The sequence below is a fragment of the Rubripirellula amarantea genome, from assembly GCF_007859865.1.
Taxonomy (GTDB): Bacteria; Planctomycetota; Planctomycetia; order Pirellulales; family Pirellulaceae; genus Rubripirellula; species Rubripirellula amarantea.
On sequence record NZ_SJPI01000001.1, the window covers coordinates 3,512,966 to 3,534,181 of the forward strand.

The 21,216-nt window shown below is 54.5% G+C and carries 7 protein-coding genes; 5 read left to right on the forward strand and 2 right to left on the reverse strand.

What is annotated here, in order from left to right:
• Window positions 1-2: 2 nt before the first annotated feature.
• Together Pla22_RS12835 and Pla22_RS12840 are read right to left on the reverse strand one after the other, a co-directional pair.
• Window positions 3-575, reverse strand: a complete 573-nt coding sequence (locus Pla22_RS12835) for a GntR family transcriptional regulator (protein WP_165440628.1) — start codon at window positions 573-575, stop codon at window positions 3-5.
• A gap of 70 nt (window positions 576-645) precedes the next feature.
• Window positions 646-1,128: a GNAT family N-acetyltransferase gene (locus Pla22_RS12840; protein WP_207310348.1), complete on the reverse strand. Its 483-nt coding sequence runs from the start codon at window positions 1,126-1,128 to the stop codon at window positions 646-648.
• Between the two features lie 239 nt (window positions 1,129-1,367).
• Between Pla22_RS12840 and Pla22_RS25525 the strand changes: the two genes are divergently transcribed.
• The 5 genes from Pla22_RS25525 (at window position 1,368) to Pla22_RS12895 (ending at window position 21,186) form a co-directional block, all read left to right on the forward strand.
• A complete protein-coding gene (locus Pla22_RS25525; RefSeq protein WP_207310349.1) occupies window positions 1,368-6,140 on the forward strand; it encodes an ELWxxDGT repeat protein in 4,773 nt (1,590 codons plus the stop codon).
• Window positions 6,141-6,362: 222 nt separating this feature from the next.
• A complete protein-coding gene (locus Pla22_RS12880) occupies window positions 6,363-10,760 on the forward strand; it encodes an ELWxxDGT repeat protein (protein ID WP_146514968.1) in 4,398 nt (1,465 codons plus the stop codon).
• A 231-nt stretch (window positions 10,761-10,991) separates the two neighbouring features.
• Window positions 10,992-15,902, forward strand: a complete 4,911-nt coding sequence (locus Pla22_RS12885; protein ID WP_165440629.1) for a polysaccharide lyase family 8 super-sandwich domain-containing protein — start codon at window positions 10,992-10,994, stop codon at window positions 15,900-15,902.
• Window positions 15,903-16,468: 566 nt separating this feature from the next.
• Window positions 16,469-19,411, forward strand: coding sequence for an ELWxxDGT repeat protein (locus tag Pla22_RS12890; RefSeq protein WP_165440630.1), 2,943 nt, complete (start codon window positions 16,469-16,471; stop codon window positions 19,409-19,411).
• Window positions 19,408-21,186 carry an Ig-like domain-containing protein gene (locus Pla22_RS12895; RefSeq protein WP_146514971.1) on the forward strand — a complete coding sequence of 593 codons (1,779 nt, stop codon included), beginning with the start codon at window positions 19,408-19,410 and terminating at the stop codon, window positions 21,184-21,186. The genes Pla22_RS12890 and Pla22_RS12895 overlap by 4 nt, the downstream gene beginning before the upstream one ends.
• The last annotated feature ends 30 nt before the right edge of the window (window positions 21,187-21,216 follow it).

The following is a 21,216-nucleotide window of genomic DNA, read 5'->3' on the forward strand; positions in this document are numbered from 1 at the left end:
TCCTATCGCTGAGCGAGTTTTTGAAAGTGCTTTCTGATTTCGGAAACAATCTCATTCTCATCAAAACCAAGTGTGACGGCCTCAGCCAAGAACGGACCGATCGCTTCTTCGAGTCGTCGGTTGCGTTCTTTCCTGGTGTAGATTTCGCGGCGTTGAGCCACAAAGTACCCACGCCCCTGCTGGCTCTCGATCACGCCATCTTGAACGAGTGCGGAGTAGGCTTTGGCGACCGTATTGGGATTGACCACCAATTCCGTTGCTAGGGAACGCACACTTGGAAGGGGATCGCCCACGTCAAGGCTTCTCGCTCCAATCGATGACCGGATCTGGTCGACGATTTGGCGATAGATGGGAACCTTCCCACCGGTGATGATTTGAATCTTAAGCAAAACCAGCCTCACTACTGTACTGCGGTAAGTGGTACAGTAGGCGATCGAGGGAGCGGTGTCAAGTTTTTTTCGGTAGAGATCTTCAACGGCGTCGTTCTTGAAGTCCGAATACGACTTTTGCAGTTCATGACAGAGCGTGTTTGCGACGCTGTACGTTTGCGACGCTGTCTCTTTGCGATGCTGCACACTCGCGAGGGAAAATGACCCGAGACGTAGTGCGTCCTGTCGTCCTCGTCCATCTTCAAGCCCACCAGATTTATGGGATCGGCTTTGCCATGAAACGCGTCGGTGCTGAATCACCAACGACAAAGTTTTCGAAACCGAAGCTGGTGTACAACCCGCGTGCCTTTGGGTTGTCGTCTTGAACTTCTAAAGTCAACTTACAGCAACCTCGTGCGAGTGCAGATGCTTCCGCGCAAGCGAGCAATGCCCGGCCAATGCCTCGGCCGCGATACTCGGGGATGACCGCTAGATCGTGGACGTTTAGCAGTGGCCGAGCCTGAAAGGTTGAAAAACCAAGGAAGCAGGTCGCCGTGCCAACGATCTGTTCATCAACCGAAGCTAACAGCACTAGCGAAGCGGGATGCTCAATCAGAGCGGGCACTAAGCGATCCTTGACGTCTGCGGGTAAAGGCTGGCCACCTCCCTTGGGATCGCACGCATAGGCATCAAGTACGTCGACCAATCCGCTGGCGTGGGTCGGGTCATGCAAATTGGCTTCAAAAACAAGCAAATTCAATTGATTTCTCGGGGGAAACGAGCAAGTTGATCATGGAGTGGTGGACGATCGTAGCGACTATGGCACCAGCAGAGAGACCGGTCGTCACGGTTAGGATCACGAACTTCCTCCAATTTTGTTCCGCAAAATGCCCGCTTTGGGGGTGCGTTGGTTATCCTGGCACTGGCCGGTGGGGTGGGTGATTCCCCTGGCGATCGCCCATGTTCGACACATCAAAGTCACTCCAAGGGAACCACGTCATGTTTCGACGTCGCCAACCGCCCCGCCCCAACCCGTCTCGCCGCCGCTTGTCGCTGGAACCGCTAGAGCGAAGACGGATGCTAGCCGTTGATTTTGAGTTGCTTGGCGACATCAATGCGGTACTTAAGATGGAGAGTTCGAGCCCGCAGCATTTTACGGAAGTGGGATCGACACTCTATTTTACGGCCGAGACTTCTCGCTATGGGCGCGAGCTGTGGAAAACGGACGGGACCGCGTCGGGGACCATTTTGGTTCACGACATCAATGCTGGAATCTACAGTTCCGGTCCCTACAATCTTACTAACGTCGCTGGCACGCTGTACTTCAGAGCGTACGACGGAGTCAATGGAACGGAACTCTGGGCTAGCGATGGGACTGCGGCAGGCACCACGGTGGTCAAAGACATTCTTGGTGGAAGCGGTAGTTCGTTTCCGTCGAATCTGACGAACGTCGATGGCACTCTGTTCTTCACGGCGAATGACGGCACTAACGGTATCGAATTGTGGACCAGCGATGGGACTGCGACAGGCACGACAATGCTCGACGACATTCGCGCCGGAATCGCTAGCGCTTCACCCGCCAGCCTGATCAATTTCGGTGGTACGTTGTTTTTCTCTGCAAACGACGGAGTCAACGGAATTGAACTATGGACTAGCGATGGAACCGCTGCTGGCACAAGCATCGTCAGCGACATTCGCCCAGGAATTTCTGGGGCTTATCCCACAAACCCAACTGAGTTCAACGGTTCGCTCTTCTTCGCTGCCAGTGACGGAGTCAACGGAAATGAACTATGGACAAGCGACGGAACGGCATCGGGCACGACCTTGGTCAGTGACATTCGCTTGGGGATTGCTGGCGCCTACCCCTCGTATCTAACAAACGTCGGTGGCACGTTGTATTTCCGCGCCAATGACGGCACCACGGGAACTGAATTGTGGACGAGTGACGGGACTGCCACCGGCACGACGCTGGTGAGCAACATCAATAGCGGAAGTTCTAGCTCCGACCCGAAGCAGTTGACCAACGTCGATGGCACGCTGTACTTTCGCGCCAATGATGGCAGCAATGGTCTTGAATTGTGGACCAGCGATGGCACCTCGGTTGGCACGACTCTAGTCAGCGATATTCGGACAGGCGTCAACGGCTCTTCGCCCTCGTACCTTACAGATATCGGTGGCGTTCTGTACTTCAGAGCCTACGACGGAATCAACGGAAACCAGCTGTGGACAAGTGACGGGACCGCCGCTGGCACAATCATGGTTAGCAATATCTCCAATGGAGTCACTGGCTCGTCGTCGTTGCGTTTAACCGGCTTTGCTGGCGCAATTTACTTCAGTGCCAATGACGGTACCTATGGGGACGAACTGTGGACAACTGACGGGACCGCCGCTGGCACGGCGTTGGTCAAAGACATTCACGTTGAAAGTCTTGGTTCCAATCCCAACAAACTTACCAACGTCGGTGGCACGTTGCACTTTCTTGCCAATGATGGCGTCCATGGAAACGAACTGTGGGCCAGCGATGGGACGGCAGGTGGCACTGGTTTGGTCAGCGACATTCTGGCCGGAAGTTCCAGTTCATCTCCCTCTAGTTTAAGCAACGTCGGCGGCAATCTATTTTTCGCTCCCAATGACGGCGTCCATGGAAACGAGCTGTGGACCAGCGATGGGACGGCAGTCGGCACATCTTTGGTCAGCGACATTTTCCCAGGTAGCTCCGGTTCAAATCCATCGAGATTTACCGACGCCGGTGGCACGGTTTACTTTAGCGCGAATAATGGCACCAACGGTACTGAATTGTGGACCAGCGACGGGACAGCGGCTGGAACGACCTTGGTCAGCGATATTCACCCTGGAAGCCTCGGATCAAATCCGCAATCTCTCATAGGCCTGGGTGGCACCCTATTCTTCGTAGCCAACGACGGCACCAATGGATTTGAACTATGGACCAGTGATGGGACCGCTGCGGGAACTTCTATGGTTGTCGATTTAAGAGCCGGAAGCAGCGGTTCAGGAGTGAGCAACCTAGTTGAAATGAATGGCTCACTTTTCTTCAGCGCCACCGATGGCGTGAGCGGAACTGAACTGTGGACAAGTGATGGCACCGCTGCGGGAACCTATCTAGTCAGCGATATCAATGCCGGCAATAACGGTTCGTCGCCATTCAATCTGACGAACGTCGATGGTGCCCTTTTCTTTACAGCATACGATGGTGTTAACGGAGTTGAATTGTGGACCAGCGATGGGACTTCCGCTGGCACGACTTTGGTGAGCGACATTTTCGCTGGGCCGAGTAGTTCCGGCACCAGCAACCTGACCGAAGTCGATGGCACGCTTTTCTTCACCGCCACTGACGGGACTCACGGAACCGAGCTATGGACGAGCGATGGGACCGCTGCTGGCACAACCCTAGTCAGCGACATTCGCGTTGGAAGTTCCAGCTCAACTCCTTCGGTTCTCAACAACGTCGGCGGAGTCTTGTATTTCAAAGCTTTGGATGACGAATTTGGCAGCGGCCTGTGGCGAGTGGACGAGAGCGATCAAACCGTTGAACGACTGGTTGACTCCAACAATGACTTCCCACAAATTTCGTCGATCCTAGGCATTGGCAATGAGCTGTTCGTCGTCGGAAGCAGCCCAGAATTTGGGACAGAGCTATACTTTCTTGCTGAATCGGATGACGACGATCAGATCGGCGAAGCCTCATCGTTGTCCATCGGAACCACCCCCGGCGAACTTGAAACGCTACTAGGTGGGGAGGCAGATGTCGACATATATGGCTTTTTCGCCGACGCGGACGATGTCTTTGTCATCGACATCGATAGCCCCGTTGGAAATCTCGATTCGTTGCTGAAAGTATTTAATGCTTCAGGAAGCGAATTGGCGTCGAGCGATAATGATGTGGGGCCAAGCCCAGAGTATTCCAGCAGCGAAGCTTACTTGAAGTTTACTGCTCCAGCGAGCGGTACGTTCTACGTCGCTGTCACGCGGTCTAGCAACTTGAGTTTCGATGCCAGTAGTGGCTCCGGTGACGAATTTCAAAGCGTGTCGACAAACGATGCTTACGACTTAATCTTTGAACAATGGTCGCCTTCGGCGGAGGATGACTTCGTCGCGACCACCGAGAGCACTTCCTCTGTGATCTCTGTTCTTGGCAACGACACACCCACGGGTGAAGTCACGATTATTGAGCGCAATAGCGCAGCCAATGGCTCCGTCACCAACAACGGCGATGGCACATTGACGTACACTCCCGATCTTGGGTTCACGGGCACGGACACGTTCGACTACACGATCGCGCTTCGGGATGTGGAACTGGTCAATCCTGTTGCTGACAGCGGTGATCGGTTGGGTTACTCGGTCGACGTTGACGGCGACTTTGCGGTTGTCGGTGCTTACTTGGATGACCCCGGCGGGTTGACCAACGCGGGGTCCGCGTTCATCTACGAACGAATTGGCGCGACTGCGTGGACAATGGTGGCTCAGCTCAATGGTGATCTCGACCCGAGTGATGCGCAGTCCAACTTCGGCTTCAGTGTTGCCATCGATGGCGACACTGTGGTGGTGGGTGCTCAGTACGACCGCGACCTTGGTTTTCAAGCGGGTGCGGCTTATGTCTTTGATCGAAACGAAGGTGGGCTCAATCAATGGGGCAGGGTGGCAAAGCTGTCAGGCAATGACACCGTCAAGCGAGACTTGTTTGGACGGTCCGTAGATATCTCGGGCGACACAGTGGTGGTCGGTGCAAGTGTTGCCGATCCGTTGGGCGCTTCCTCCGGTGCGGCTTACGTGTTTGATCGCAACTCTGGTGGCGCGGGCGCATGGGGGCAAACCAAGAAATTGCTCGGCAGTACGCAATCGGCGGGTGATCGCTTCGGTCAATCGGTTTCGATCGACGCGGATCTGATCGCCGTAGGCGCTTTCCGGCACGATGGCGTGGGTAACGACAGCGGCGCTGTCTACGTTTACTCACGCGATCAGGGTGGTGTCGACAACTGGGGTGAAGTCAAAGCGATCGAGGCATCCGATGCCGCGGCGGCGGACCAGTTTGGTTACAGCGTTTCTCTCGATGGCACGTCGCTCGCGATCGGTTCACCACTGGACGATGAAGCGGGCGTGAACCAACTGGGCTCGGTTTATGTGTACTCGCAAGACGAAGGTGGCACTGGTAACTGGGGCCAAGTCACCAAGCTGACCGCCGACGATGTCGAAGCGGGTGACCGATTCGGAACCTCCGTCGCTCTCGCGGCCGATCGCATCGTCGCCGGATCACCCTGGGCCGACGACGGAGGCAACCGCTCCGGCCGCGCGTACGCATTCGAGAACATCGCTGGGACCTGGACTCAAACGAGAGTCCTGACCAACGACGAAGTCACCACCGCCGATCAGTACGGCATCGCAGTTGCCGTTGACGGCGACGTTGCCGTGATCGGTTCATGGCTGGACAATCGCCCGGATAACAACTCCGGAGGAGCGTATGCCTTCGATTTGCAGACCGACACCGCGACGGTGTCCGTGACGGTTGGTCCAGCGAGTTCTGAAATAGCGTTGCGTTTTGACGTGCAAGAAGACAGCGACGACGCCGAAAATTCGCGAGATGTTCGCCCTGAGACGATCCAGCAAGCAAAGGCGTTTATTCTTGCCGACTCTTCAAAGAGGATGTCCGTTCGCGAAACGCTGTTCACGTCTGACTTCGATATGAGCGATGACGAAACACTTGACGATTTGTTGCTGGAACTGGCGGTGGCAACCATCGATTCCCGACTCGCTTAAAGCGGATCCACGCTCCTAGCTAAAGACAGAATGAATGTTCAGGTGTGTTTCTCGTCACTCCGGTTCTTTTCAAGTCGTTACTACGACGTGATTCGACTGTGGCGGGTCTGAGATTCCTTAGATGCCATTGAGGTTTGGAATTGCAAACAGCGATCGTCACAGACATGGCCAACTCTTGATAAACTGACGGTTTCTAGCGTTTCTGTTATTGAAGAGAGATCCATGCGTCGAAGAAAAAAGACTTCCCGTTTGCAACGCAAGGCACGCCGAAAGTCAGCGACCTTGGGACTTCATGGTATCGAGCCACTTGAGCCGCGCAATCTTCTCGCGGTCGACTTTGAATTGCTTGGCGACCTGAATCCCACGCTAAGCGATCAAGGTTCCGATCCTCAATCGTTCGTGCAAGTCGGATCGCTCACATTCTTTTCTGCCAACTCGGCAGCGACAGGTACCGAGTTGTGGCGTACTGATGGCACCACCGCCGGTACCAGCGTGATCGACATTCGAGAAGGCTTCGGCAGCTCGTTTCCTGATGAACTGATCAATGTCGGAGGCACACTGTTTTTTTCAGCGCAGGACGAAGGTGGCAATACGGAGCTTTGGAAGTCAGACGGAACCGTTTCGGGGACTGTTCAAGTGAAGAACATTTTCCCAGCTCCCAGCGTCTATGAACGTAATTCATCACCGAGTCATTTAACGAATGTCAACGGAACTTTGTTCTTTTCGGCGAATGATGGAGTGAGCGGGTATGAGCTCTGGAAGAGCGACGGTACGGAGGCGGGAACGACGCGCGTCGCCGATATTGCGCCTGGCCTGCTGAGATCTAGTCCCGAGTCACTCGTCAACGTTGATGGCACCTTGTTCTTTACGGCCAACGATGGCACCAGCGGCCTAGAGCTCTGGAAAAGCGATGGTACCGAACTGGGAACGACTCGGGTTGACGACATCGAGGTGGGGACTTCGTCATCTTTCCCCAGGGAACTAACCAACGTTGACGGCACGCTTGTTTTTACCGCTTATCAGTCCACTCATGGCCGAGAGTTGTGGAAGAGCGACGGCACGACGGCCGGGACGGAACGGATCGCGGATATCGCACCGGGCAGCGGTGGTGCATTCCCGACTTCGTTAACGAATGTTGGAGGCACGGTCTACTTTCAAGCCAACGATTTCATCAACGGAGCTGAGCTGTGGAAGAGCGACGGTACCGCTGCGGGGACAGTACTGGTCAAAGACATTCGTACCGGTACTAGCGGTTCCAATTTAAACTCAATCACCAATGTTGGTGGAACGGTGTTCTTTCAGGCAACGGATGGTGTCACCGGAGCCGAGCTGTGGAGCAGTGACGGAACGGATGCGGGAACGACGATTGTCAGCGACATATTCGCGGGAAGCTCTTCATCCTATGCGTATCGACTGACGAACGTAGGTGGAACTCTTTTCTTCGCCGCGCGCGATGGCGCCAATGGCACTGAGCTTTGGAAGAGCGATGGCACTTCGGCTGGCACCACCTTGGTCAATGACATCAACTCTGGTGCAAACGGATCAAACCCAAATCACATCACTGGAATCGGGACGACGCTCTACTTTTCTGCCGATAATGGCGGCAGTGGGGTGGAGCCCTGGACGAGCGATGGGACGTCCGTGGGCACCTCCTTGCTGAAGGATATTCGCGTCGGCAGCGCGGGGTCTAATCCCTATGGGTTAACCGACGTCAGCGGCGAGTTGTTCTTTACGGCTAATGATGGAGCAGCGGGCAACGAGTTGTGGAAGACTGACGGAACCGCGGCGGGAACAAATCTCGTGCTGGATCTTCAGCCCGGTCCATATGGAGCGTTCCCTTACTACCTCACAAACGTCAGTGGCACACTGTTCTTTACGACAGGCAGTGGGCCCAATACCGGAGAAATTTGGTCGAGTGACGGGACGAGTGCGGGCACTAGCCTCGTCGCAGACATCTACCCCGGTGGCTACACCGGCTCATATCCCTACTATCTGACGAACGTTAACGGAACGCTCTTCTTTACCGCCGATGACGGGGGATACGAAGGACGCGAGCTGTGGAAGACGGATGGCACAGGTGCTGGCACGCTGATGGTGGCCGACATCAACCAACAGTACTACGAGAGTTCCTATCCCTATGGGCTGACGAACGTTGGCGGGATTCTCTACTTTCAAGCGAACGACGGCGGTGCATACGAATACCAGCTCTTTCGCAGCGATGGTACAGCAGCGGGAACATACGCGCTTGTTCCGTCTACGACCATGAGTGACCCTGCCAACTTCACTGACGTCAATGGAACCGTCTTTTTCTCGGCCACCGGCGCGGACGGTCGTGAGCTTTGGAAGACCGACGGGACCGCGGCCGGAACGGTTCTTGTCAAAGACATCTATTCGGGTGCAGCCAGCTCTTCGCCCCGTCAGTTGACCAATATTGACGGAACACTGTTCTTTGCCGCCAACGATGGAACACACGGGCACGAGTTGTGGAAAAGCGATGGCACGGCAGCCGGAACGGTCTTGGTGGAAGACGTTCGTGTTGGAATCGAGGAGTCTCGCATTTTCCAAATTACCGATGTGGGTGGCACAGCGTTCTTCATGGCCGATGACGGCACGAACGGGATAGAGCTTTGGAAGAGTGATGGAACTTCTACCGGCACATCTCTGGTGTCCGACATTTACGCGGGCAGTAAGAGCGCGAGACCAAACAACTTTACCGTGCACGATGGAACACTGTATTTCAGCGCTCATGATGGAACGCTTTCCAATGCGCTGTGGCGAATCAACTCGTCAACTCAGCAAGCTGAACGGTTATCAGATCCGGCGTCGAATCCACCTCAAGTGCGAGAGTTAGCATCCGCCGGTGGAGATCTCTTTGCCGTGGCAATTTCGGACGCTGTTAGTACGGAGTTGTATCGCATCAACGAGTCATTGCTTGATGCGGTGGATGATTGGTTCGTTGGTCCCGACTCGGATATTAGTTTCAATGTCTTCACCAACGACACGCCGCCAACCGGGGTGATCATCACTGCGACGACTGAGCCAAGTGATGGGACGCTTGTTGACAACGGGGACGGTTTCTTCACGTACACGCCGGATCCTGGTTTTTCCGGCACTGATACGTTTGACTACACAATCGCCTATGAACCCACTGAACTGATCAGTGGAACCGCATCAGGCGGTGACCGCTTTGGGTACTCCGTTGACGTTGACGGAGACTTTGCGGTCGTTGGATCGTTCCTGGATGATGCGGGCGGTATCACTAACTCGGGATCTGCGTTCGTCTACCAGCGACAAGGACCATCCGCTTGGACTCAGGTCGCACAACTCAATGGCGATCTTGACGCTACTGATGCGCAAGGACAGTTCGGCTGGAGTGTTGCCATTGACGGAGACACGGTCGTTGTCAGTGCTCAAAAGGATCGTGACGCCGGGTTCCAAGCAGGGGCTGCTTACGTCTTTCAGCGTAATGAGGGAGGCGCCGATAACTGGGGGCGAGTCACAAAGATCGTTGGTAGCGACACGGTTGCGCGTGACCTGTTCGGAAGGTCGATTGATGTTTCTGGGGACACGGTTGTTGTTGGCGCGAGTGTTGCGGATCCTGTGGGAGCTTCCTCGGGCGCGGCGTATGTTTTTGAACGCAACCAGGGCGGCGCTGGTAATTGGGGACAAGTCACGAAACTCACTGGTAGCGATCAGGCAGCCGGCGATCGCTTTGGGCAATCCGTAACGATCGATGGCGACCTGATTGCCGTTGGTGCGTTCCGTCACGACGGCGCGGGAACCGATTCAGGTACTGCTTATGTTTTCGAAAGAAACCAGGGTGGGGCTAACACTTGGGGAGAAATCAAAACGATCGAGGCATCCGATGCGGCGGCAAGCGATCGCTTTGGATTCAGCCTCAGTATCGATGGCTCCACGCTTGCGGTGGGCTCTCCGCTTGATGACACCGGTGGCCTCAATCAGCTGGGATCGGTTTACGTTTATTCCCAAGACGAAGGAGGCACGAACAATTGGGGGCAAGTGACGAAGCTACTTGATTCAAACGGCGCCGCAGGGGATCGGCTGGGGCTTTCGGTAGCCGTGGAAGGCAATCGAATCGTGGCTGGATCACCGCAGGCCGACGGCGGTGGAAACTCGTCGGGTCGCGCCGTGCTGTTTGAGGATGTTTCCGGAACGTGGGCACAGTCACGCGTTTTGACGAACGAAGAGGTGACAACGGCAGACGAGTACGGGATCTCGGTTGCGGTCAGTGGCAACACTGCGATTGTGGGTTCGTGGCTGGACAATCGCCCGGTCAACAATTCGGGCGGGGCGTATGCGTTTGATTTGCAGACTGATACGGCGACGGTGACCGTTAACGTCATCGCGGCGCCTTCTGAATCGCCTCTTGTTGAAAATCAATCTGAGATGATGGTGAGTGAGATGGTGAGTGTCTCGTACGAAACCGTCACTCCGTCGGTCTTGCATGAGAGTCCCGCTGGCAATTTCGCAGCACCAGGTGTTCAGACGTCGGTTCGCGATCAAGTGTTTATCGAAGTCGTTGATGGCGATGATGCTGATGACCTTGAAACTTCCATTGCCAATATCGCTGAGGCTCGATTGAGAGCGGAGTTGGTGTAGCGATTGCCAGAGTTTCCTTGCGACTGCTCGATGCCTGCACTAGGCTGGTCGGTGATTCGTGGTTGGACTTTGAAGGTTGGGCTGAGTGCCTCCGCCCGACACGAATGGTCCTGAGAACTGAGTTTTTGCATGCACCTTGAAAGTCGCCGAGTCGGTGGACCGCGTCGCCGAAGGACAGATGGGTACAGGCGTCGGAAGTTGCTGGTGGAATGTCTCGAGAATCGGCATCTCTTGACTGCCAATCCAGTCGTCGATTTTGATTTCGCGGCTGACCAAACTCTTGCACAACTTCAAACCGCAGGTTGGCAACCCGATGCGTACACCTTGTACAACCACGTCGGCGCGGAAGACCTGCGCGCGATCGGTGGCGCGTTGGAACTGACTGACGATGATGGGACGACCGCTTACCGATGGGCCCACGAAGCCACGTTTCCGTTCACGGCAATCGAATCGGGCCATTTGAAAATTGCTGCCGGTACTGGTGGAACCTTCACGGGTAATCCATCTCAATTGATTAGCATCCAAAGCGCCGGTGGTCCAATCGCCAACATCGTTTTAAGAAATGATACCGAGGGGCGTTTTGAAACAGGCAGCGGAGATGTGATCTTCACCGATGTCAGTTGGAAAGATGGATTTCGCAACTACCTGATCGATTGGTCGGTCGATAGCAATGGGCAAAACGGGATTGTGTCTCTGCGTTTCCAGGCGGATGACGGAACGATGACACAGGTGGTCGAACAACCGTTCTTAAACGCTGGAGTTCCCAATCAGTTGAAACTGGGTGCGGGGTGGAGTAGTCCGGCCGATACTCAGCTTCGCGTCGATTTCATAGAGGTCTACGACGAACCCTCGGGTGCCTTCGATGCCATTGAGATCAGTCCTTCGGTTCATCATGACATCATCGCGGGCGCAACTTCTGGCGAATCTGTCACGGGAAGGTTAAATCTCGTGCAGCCCGTCGTGAGCAACACGCCTCAGTTTTCGATCGTCGGTGGTTCAGGGCAGTCGTTGTTTGAAATCGTGACCGTGACGGACACGGGTGATCGACACTTCGGCGAGATTGTGATCGCTAATGGCGTGACGTTGAGTCAAACAAATTCCTACACACTGGACGTGCAAGCTGACAACGCGGGGACCCTTTCAAGCGTTCAGACGATCACTGTTGACGTTGTGGCTGAAACAGCGGCCTCAAAGATCTCTGATTCGCTGCTTTCACAGACTCGTTACCGAACGGCCGACATCAGTGACGCAATTGTTGCCGACTGGATGTCAAAGATTCAAACTGACGGGTCGTTTTCGGATTTGAACAACGATTGGAATACTAGTGCCAATCGCTTGGGGTCACTCGCAGAAGCCTATAGATTCAGTACCACTTATCAAGGAGACGCAGGCCTGCGAAGCAAGATCTATGACGCGACTGTTTATTGGGCCGCGAATGTTTCATATGCGGGGCAAACGTTCGTCAATCCAGCCTGGGCATGGCCACGTCAGATCGGTTCGGTGGGCTACTATCTGTTTGATGATATCCAAACCGAGAAATTCAGCAGCGATCCTGTCATCTCGGGTCGAGCGTGGGAAGTTTATGATGCGGTGCTCTCGGGCAGCGAGAGTGTGATCACCCATTTGCGTGATTCGGAAGAACACTTTTGGGGCGGCAACCTTGGTTATCGTCTGCACGCGATGCAATTACGTGCTTCCGTCATGGACGACTACAACCGGCCTTTGACACAGGTAGGTGGATTTCAGCGCGGCTTTGTATCCACGGCCAGCTTTGCCGATATTGAGTCACTGATGATCAAGGGTTTGCAGCCGTCGTCGGGGCCATTCTCGGTTGGCCTGACGGCCGACGGAGCATTCAGTCAACACGTAGGTGGCGGAGCCCAGTTGTTCACGTTCGGTTACGGTCGTGACTGGGCCGCTGATACATCGGCCGCGAGTGTTCGGATGCTCGACACGCCTTGGTCGCTTAGCACCAGCGAGTTGGATGTGATCGCCGATTTCGTACTTGACGGCATGCAGTGGGAATCGTTCAACGGGCAAGGTGATTATTTAGCGCAAGGCAGACGCAGCGGAGAAGCAACCACGGGTGCTTACTCGAATGCCGATAGCGTCATGGCTAGTCTGATCAATTCGCTCGAGACAGCGGCTGGAACCGGGCAACTGAGTCGGCATGCCGAGCTAATCAGCACTCGGGATAATTTGATTGCGGACACTCATGATCTTGAAGGCAGCCTAGCGCTTTGGAATCACGACTTTGTCCTGCATCGCAGTGATCAATTTTATGTTTCGACCAAGATGAACTCAGTGCGCAGCAGTGGCAACGAAACCGGCAACAACGAGAACTTGCTGCACTATCACATGGGAGACGGCACCACGTTGGTGATGCTGGATGGCGACGAGTACGTGAACGCCCGAGTGGGCTGGGACTGGCATCAATTGCCCGGCACAACCACGGAAAGCCGCACCGATGCTTTGCCGATACGCAATTGGAATACGAATAATGGTGGACTGAACGCGTTCGCGGGCGTGGCCTCCAATGGCACGGTCTCGGTCGCTACTTTCATCAACGACCGTTACGACGCAGCAAATTCTCTGTATCAATACCACACGGTCAACGCCAACAAGAGCACGTTCTATTTGCCTGATGCGATTGTGGCTCTCGGTGCGAACATCGACCGCGTTGGACCTGGGCAGAACCAGCCGATTCGCACGACGCTCAATCAGGTCGAATGGACCGACGATGTGACGTATGACGTCGGCAACAGCGTCCAGACGTTGGCGATGGGCAACTATGGTGTTCAATCCTTTAGCGTCACTTCGCCCGCGTGGTTTCACCACGACGGTATTGGCTACGTGCTCGTTCCGAAGTCTGGGCAAACGCTTTCGGCGCGACTGGAAACTCGTGCGACCAATAACGATTGGTACGATCTCGACCACAAAAACGGACAAGGGAACACTCAAGCCGTCGATATCTTCCAGCTTTCCGTCGATCACGGCACCAACCCCAGCGATGATCTTTACCAGTATGTGATCGTTCCCAATATAACGGCGGCCGAAATGCCTGCCTACTTTAGCGACATGACGATTGACATGCTGCAAAACGATGCTGGCATCCAAGCGATCCATGACGCGGCCATCGGTGTGACACAAGTGGTTTTCTATCAGGCCGGTTCGATTGACTTGGGAGCCGGACGTGTGCTTTCATCGGATGAACCGGCCATCGTAATGCTCACCGATTCGGGCAACGAGATTGGATTGACGGTTTCAGATCCGTTGCAGTCGACTTCGCTAAGCGAAATCACGATCACGCTAAGCGAACAGTTGCAGGGAACCGGTGTTACGTGGGATCAAGTTAGCGGAACGTCCACGATCGTCGTTGGAATGTCCAACGAAATCACGTTGGCGGGAAAACCGGTTTCGGTGAATTTGCAGGTCGTCGAAGGCAGCCCGCCGGTGGCCGTTGCGGACTCGATGGTTACGTCAGTTAATACGCCGGCGACAATCGACGTACTCAATAATGATTTGCCACTGGGCGAAGTCATGATGGTTAGCCATGGCAGTGCGAGCCAAGGCAGTGTTATCGATAATGGTGATGGTACGCTGACTTACACACCCGACATAGGTTTTGAGGGCACCGACACGTTTGGCTACACGATCGCTTTGCAGGACGTTGAACTCATCAATGATCAGACGAGCGGTGGTGATCGCTTCGGCTACTCAGTCGACGTCGACGGTGACTATGCGGTGGTTGGATCTTACCTTGACGACGCAGGTGGGCTTACCAATTCCGGTTCCGCGTTTGTCTATCAGCGAACGGGGGCGACATCGTGGGCACAGGTGGCGCAGCTCAATGGTGACCTCGACGCTACTGATGCTCAGTCGCAATTTGGTTGGTCCGTTGCGATCGACGGCGACACGGTTGTCGTCAGCGCTCAGTATGATCGGGATCTTGGTTTTCGATCAGGCGCGGCTTACGTATTCCAGCGAGATCAAGGCGGCGTCGACAACTGGGGGCGAGTGAAGAAGATCGTTGGCAACGACACGATCAAACGGGACTTGTTCGGACGCAGTGTCGATATATCTGGTGATACGATTGTGGTGGGCGCTAGCGTTGCCGATCCCGTCGGTGCTTCGTCAGGTGCCGCCTACGTGTTCAATCGTGATGAAGGGGGAGCCGATAATTGGGGGCAAGTCAAAAAGTTGACTGGCAGCACTCAGGCTGCCGGTGATCGTTTTGGGCAATCGGTTTCGATTGACGGGAACTTCATCGCCGTCGGAGCTTTCCGCCACGACGGAGTTGGATCGGACAGTGGCGCAGCGTATGTCTTCTTGCGAGGATCGGGCGGTACCGAAAATTGGGGCGAGGCTAAAGTGATTGAAGCATCCGATGCATCCGCTGCAGACCAGTTTGGCTACTCGGTTTCGATGAGTGGATCCAGAGTGGCGATCGGTGCGCCGTTGGATGACGAGCCCGGACTTAATCAGCTCGGTTCGGTATATGTATTCGACTTCTTTGAAGGTGGTAACAACAATTGGGGCCAAGTTGCGAAGCTGTCGACTGATGATGGCGCTCAGGGCGACCGACTTGGTCTATCGCTAGCCTTCGATGGAACCCGCATTGTTGCTGGTGCACCGCAAGCCGATGGTGGAGGCAGCGATTCAGGTCGTGCGTACCTGTTTGAAGATGTCGGCGGCGGTACATGGACGCAAACACGAGTGCTGGTCAACGACGAAGTCACCACCGCCGACCAGTACGGCATCGCAGTCGCGGTCGATGGCGACGTGGCGGTAATCGGTTCGTGGTTCGACAATCGACCAGCCAACAACACAGGCGGCGCATACGCGTTTGATTTGCAAACCGATACAGCGACGGTGACTGTGACGGTCAATTCTGGAAGTTCCGAGTTGCCGCTGATCGAAGACTCTCCAGCGATGATGAACATCGTATCGGAGGCAGCGCTACCGAACGTCATGCACGAAAACCAAGACCCCGATCAGGCAGTCTGGCAAGCACGAGTTTGGGCACGTGATCGAGTGTTCGCACAGAGCATGGAAACGGACGACGAGAACGAAGAGGAAAGCTACCCTGGTGATCTCGCTGCCGCGCGTGTCTTGACTGTTGTCCGAGTTCAACTCGGGTGACTCGGACGTATCACCATGGTCGGTTTCAAGGTTCGCGCTTGACGATGTTGCATCCGCACTGCGCGTGATCTTGGCCATTCGGCTCGGTTTGTTTTCGCGTTCGCATGGTCTACCCAAAGAAGCGATCTAGAACAGCGTAGAAACTGCCATACGAATGAGAGCTAATATCCAAGAACAATCGTCTTGGAGCAATACTTGAGCGTCGTTGTCGGTCGACCATTGCCGCAAAACCAGCTCACAGCGGTTGCTCTTTGGAGTCCTAGGCGACTTCGATTCCCGCGATTCGAGTCAGGTGGGGAATCTGTGAGAGCTAATTTGGTCGATGACATTCGTTCTTGTCTGGTTAGCTACTGCAGAGAAGTTATCGCTGAATCGTGAGGGACGCCTCTCGTGACCATATTGGTTAATAATTTGTTGGGTGTGGATGAATGTAATCGCGCCGAACTATACTTCCAGGGCGTTTCACCCGAATGATTCCCCCATAGACTGCAAACATGCCTCCACCGTTGAAAACACGTTCCACTAGGCGTATCCGAAGTAGTTCGCGAATTTCCAAACGGCGCTCGATGAAACTTGAGTTGCTCGAACAACGCAATCTCCTTGCGTTTGACTTTGAGCTGCTTGCCGACATCAATGATTCCTTGGCTGGTTCCTCTCCTGGCGAGATCACTCAGGTTGGCGATGCGATCTTCTTTACAGCAACGACTGCGCAGAGTGGTCGCGAACTGTGGACAACCGATGGCACGATGGCTGGAACACGTCAGGTTTCCGATATTCGACCGGGAACACGTGGTGGTGATCCAGTCGAGCTTACAAACGTCGATGGGGTGCTTTATTTCACAGCCAACGACGGAATCAACGGGGATGAGATTTGGACCAGTGACGGTACTGAATCGGGAACACGTATGGTTCATGAAATCGCGCCCGGCGACAACTTCAGAAGACCGAGGTTTTTGACGAACCATGATGGAACGCTGTATTTCTCAGCAACGGATGATGTTGCTGGGCATGAACTTTGGAAGACAGATGGCACGTCCGCTGGGACTACTCAAGTGCTAGATATCAATCCAGGTTCGGCAAACTCTTATCCGTTGTGGATGACTAGTATTGGCGGCGAACTGTTCTTTATCGCTGATGACGGAGTTCATGGGCAGGAGCTTTGGACATCCGACGGAACGGCCTCGGGGACGTTCTTGGTCCAAGACATCAATCCGGGCCTCTCAGATGCCCTCAGCGCCAGCTCGTATCCTGTGAGTTACTATTATCCACCATTGGTCGATGTTAATGGAACGCTTTTCTTTGCCGCTGATGATGGTGTGCACGGATACGAACTATGGTCGTCCGATGGCACTGTTGCCGGCACGGCCCTCGTGCAAGACATTCAATTAGGGTCGGGCAGTTCGCGACCAACTCAGTTAACCAATGCAGGAGGCTCATTGTTTTTTACTGCGGACGACGACGTTAATGGGCGGGAGCTTTGGACGAGCGATGGCACTAGTGCGGGAACAGCCCTCGTCAAGGACATTCGAACAGGTAGTCAGAATACGACTATTTTCGAGCTCGCAAGCATTGGTAGCACTGTTTATTTCACTGCCGGTGACGATTCAGGGCGGTACGAGCTTTGGAAAAGTGATGGGACGACCGCAGGCACAGCGATGCTGACCGATGACAGCACGTCATCTTTTGGAACTGTCCCCCAAAGGCAAACCAATGTTAACGGACTGCTTTACTTCGTAACGTTTGAACAAGAACTTTGGACCAGTGATGGCACCGTTGCCGGTACGAGCCTTTTGAAGGAAATTGGTCCATCAGGCAACGGGTATGTCGAAGAGTTGGCAAATATTGGAGGGACTCTTTTCTTCGCTGCCGGTAGCATTCGGCAAGAGACGGAACTCTGGTCCAGCGATGGCACGGAAGCAGGGACAAATCAGGTAGCCGATATTCAGGTTGGCACCAATGGCTCGTACCCCAGTGATTTCACTGAGGTCTCCGGTTCGATTTACTTCGTTGCTAGGAGCGGGGACACGGGAGACGATTTGTGGGTCAGCGACGGAACGATCGCCGGTACACAATCATTAGCTAGCACTGGTGTCTCACGAATTGAGAACATCACGAATGTCAACGGCACAGTTTTTTTCTCGGCGTCTGACAGTGTCAATGGAGAGGAGCTTTGGAAGAGCGATGGAACTGCCGCCGGAACGGTATTGGTGAAAGATATCTCGATCGGGTCTGGAAGGTCTGAACCCGAAGACTTCGTGAATGTTGCGGGAACTTTATTCTTTACAGCAGATGATGACGCTCACGGTCGCGAGCTTTGGAAAAGTGATGGAACCGAGGCCGGTACTGTCCTGGTACGCGACATTAGGCCGGGTTCCTTTTTAGACAGCTCCGAACCACGCGAGCTGACCGAATTCAATGGTGAACTGTACTTTCGAGCGAATGACGGAATTAGTGGTGCGGAGGTTTGGAAGAGCGATGGAACAGAGGCCGGTACAGTGCAAGTGTTTGACATAGAGCCAGGTAACTATGGATCTGGCCCTGATGATTTCGTCAACGTGGACGGCAAACTCTACTTCAGCGCCAACTCTAGCGGACTAGGTGTCGGTGACGAGGTCTTTGCGATCGACGGAACGACCGGTGACCTACTGGTGTTGGATATTAGACCGGGCTCATCTGGCTCTTTTCCAGGTGCGCTGACGGCGATCGAAGGTCTGCTGTTCTTTAATGCCAATGATGGTACGACTGGGAACGAGCTCTGGAGAATCGATGCGGCGACGGGCTCGGGTAGTCTCGTCGCGGACATCAATCCCGGTCCGGAGGACTCATATCCCCGCGATTTTACTGAGGTCAACGGAACGCTCTTTTTTGAAGCTAGCACAGACGCTGAGGGCCGTGAGCTTTGGTCAACCGACGGAACTTCCGCTGGCACGTCGTTGGTCGCTGACCTGAGACAAGGCCCAGATAGTTCCTTTCCCGGTGAATTGTCCAACGTGGGAGGAGCATTGTTCTTCAAAGCATTCAACGACGAGTTGGGAAACCAGTTTTGGAGAGTAGACGAGAGTGGATCAGCGCCGGAACTGGTGGTGAGTTCCAATTTCGACATTATTCAAGGCGACTTGCTCTTTGCTTTTGAGAACCGCGTTTTCGCTACGCTTAAGACCGAAGATCATGGAGTCGAGCTATTTATCGGAACAGATACCGATGAGGACGATCAGATTTCCGAGGCCATTACCCTCAGTCAAGGATCCACGCTCGGTACGATCAAAACGATACTCGGAGGCGAAACGGACGTTGATCTATACCGATTCGAAGCCGACCAGGGCGAAGTGTTCGATATCGACGTGGACCGTAGCGGTGGAGAGCTTGACTCAATCCTGAGCGTCTATGCGTCAGACGGAAATCTATTGGATATCAGCGACGACGACGTGGGACCGGCACCTGAGTTCAGTGAGCTGGAATCCTACTTGCGATTCACCGCACCATCGACCGGAACATTTTCGTTGCGGTGACAGGATTTAGTAACATTGATTTTGAGATCGCGGGAGGAACCGGTGATGACATTCGTGACGCACTGGAAAGCGACGACTATGAGTTGCTGTTCCACAAGCTTGGGCCAACCGCGGTCCCGGACAGCGTGGTAGCGATACAGGATACCGCTGTCTTTGTTCCGGTCTTGGACAATGACCTTCCATCAGGCGACGTCGAGGTTATTGGTTTCAGCGATCCAGCTAATGGAAACGCAACGGTCAATGCCAATGGGCAGATTGAATACACGCCAACGAGTGGATTTCTTGGAACCGATGCATTTGATTACACGATCGCGTTGAAGTCGACCGAGCTTACCAATGCTGAGATCACCGGCGGGGACCGCTATGGTTACTCGGTGGACGTTGATGGTGATCTTGCGGTCGTCGGTGCCTACTTGGATGACCCAAACGACGTCACCAATGCCGGATCGGTCTCGCTTTACCGCCGCGATGGCATCTCTTGGCAGTTTCTCACGCTTCTCACTGGCGACGCGATTCCGCAGAGTCAGTTTGGATGGAGTGTTGCGGTTTCCGGAGACACGGTTGTCGTGGGCGCGCAGCGAGACAGTGACAACGGGTTTCATTCGGGCGCCGCCTATGTCTTTCAAGACGTAGATGGTGAATGGACCCAAGTTCGCAAGCTCGCAGGTTCAGACACTGTCAATCGAGACTTGTTTGGTCGTTCGGTCGACATCGATCGTGACACCATTGTCGTTGGTGCCAGTACTGCTGACCCTTTGGGCGCATCGTCTGGAGCAGCCAATGTATACAACCGCGATGAGGGCGGTCAGGATAATTGGGGGCAGATCAAGAAGTTGACCGGTAGCACTCAAGGGGCTGGGGATCGTTTTGGTCAGTCGGTCGCCATCGACAATGCAACCATTGTGGTTGGCGCGTTTCGCAATGATGACCAAGGCATCGACAGCGGTGCCGTTTACGTTTTCAAACGAAATCGCTTTGGTGCCGAAAACTGGGGTGAGCTCAAAGTCATTACGGCATCCGATGCGTCTGCGGGTGACCGATTTGGGGCTAGCGTGGCTGTCGATGGAACCACGGTCGTTGTTGGTTCACCACAGGATGATACTGGTGGGGTCAATCAGCTCGGATCCGTTTACGTCCTTTCGCAAAACGAAGGAGGTTCTAACAACTGGGGGCAGGTTGCAAAGTTGCTTGCTACTGACGGAAACGCTGGTGATCGCCTCGGGCTTTCCGTTGCTTTCGACGGAAGTCGAATTGTCGCTGGCTCACCTCTTGCCGATGGTGGTGGTGATGCTTCGGGACGAGGCTATCTGTTCGAATTGACGAACGGATCCTGGACGCAAACTCGTGTACTGGGTAGCAGTGAAGTCACCACCGCGGACCAGTACGGCATCGCAGTCGCGGTCGATGGCGATGTTGCTGTGATTGGATCATGGCTCGATAACCGCCCGTCAAATAATTCAGGTGGCGCCTACGCATTTGATTTGCAGACCGACACGGCAACGGTGACGGTGACGGTGACGGTCAATCCTGGAAGTTCCGAGTTGCCGCTGATCGAAGACTCTCCAGCGATGATGAACATCGCATCGGAGGCAGCGCTACCGAACGTCATGCACGAAAACCAAGACGCCGATCAGGCAGTCTGGCAAGCACGAGTTTGGGCACGTGATCGAGTGTTCGCACAGAGCATGGAAACGGACGACGAGAACGAAGACGAACGCTACCTCGACGACATCGCCGACGATCGCCTGGGTCACGCATTTTCAGCCAGCCTATAGGTCTCTTCCGATACGTCTTTTAGGGCGTTG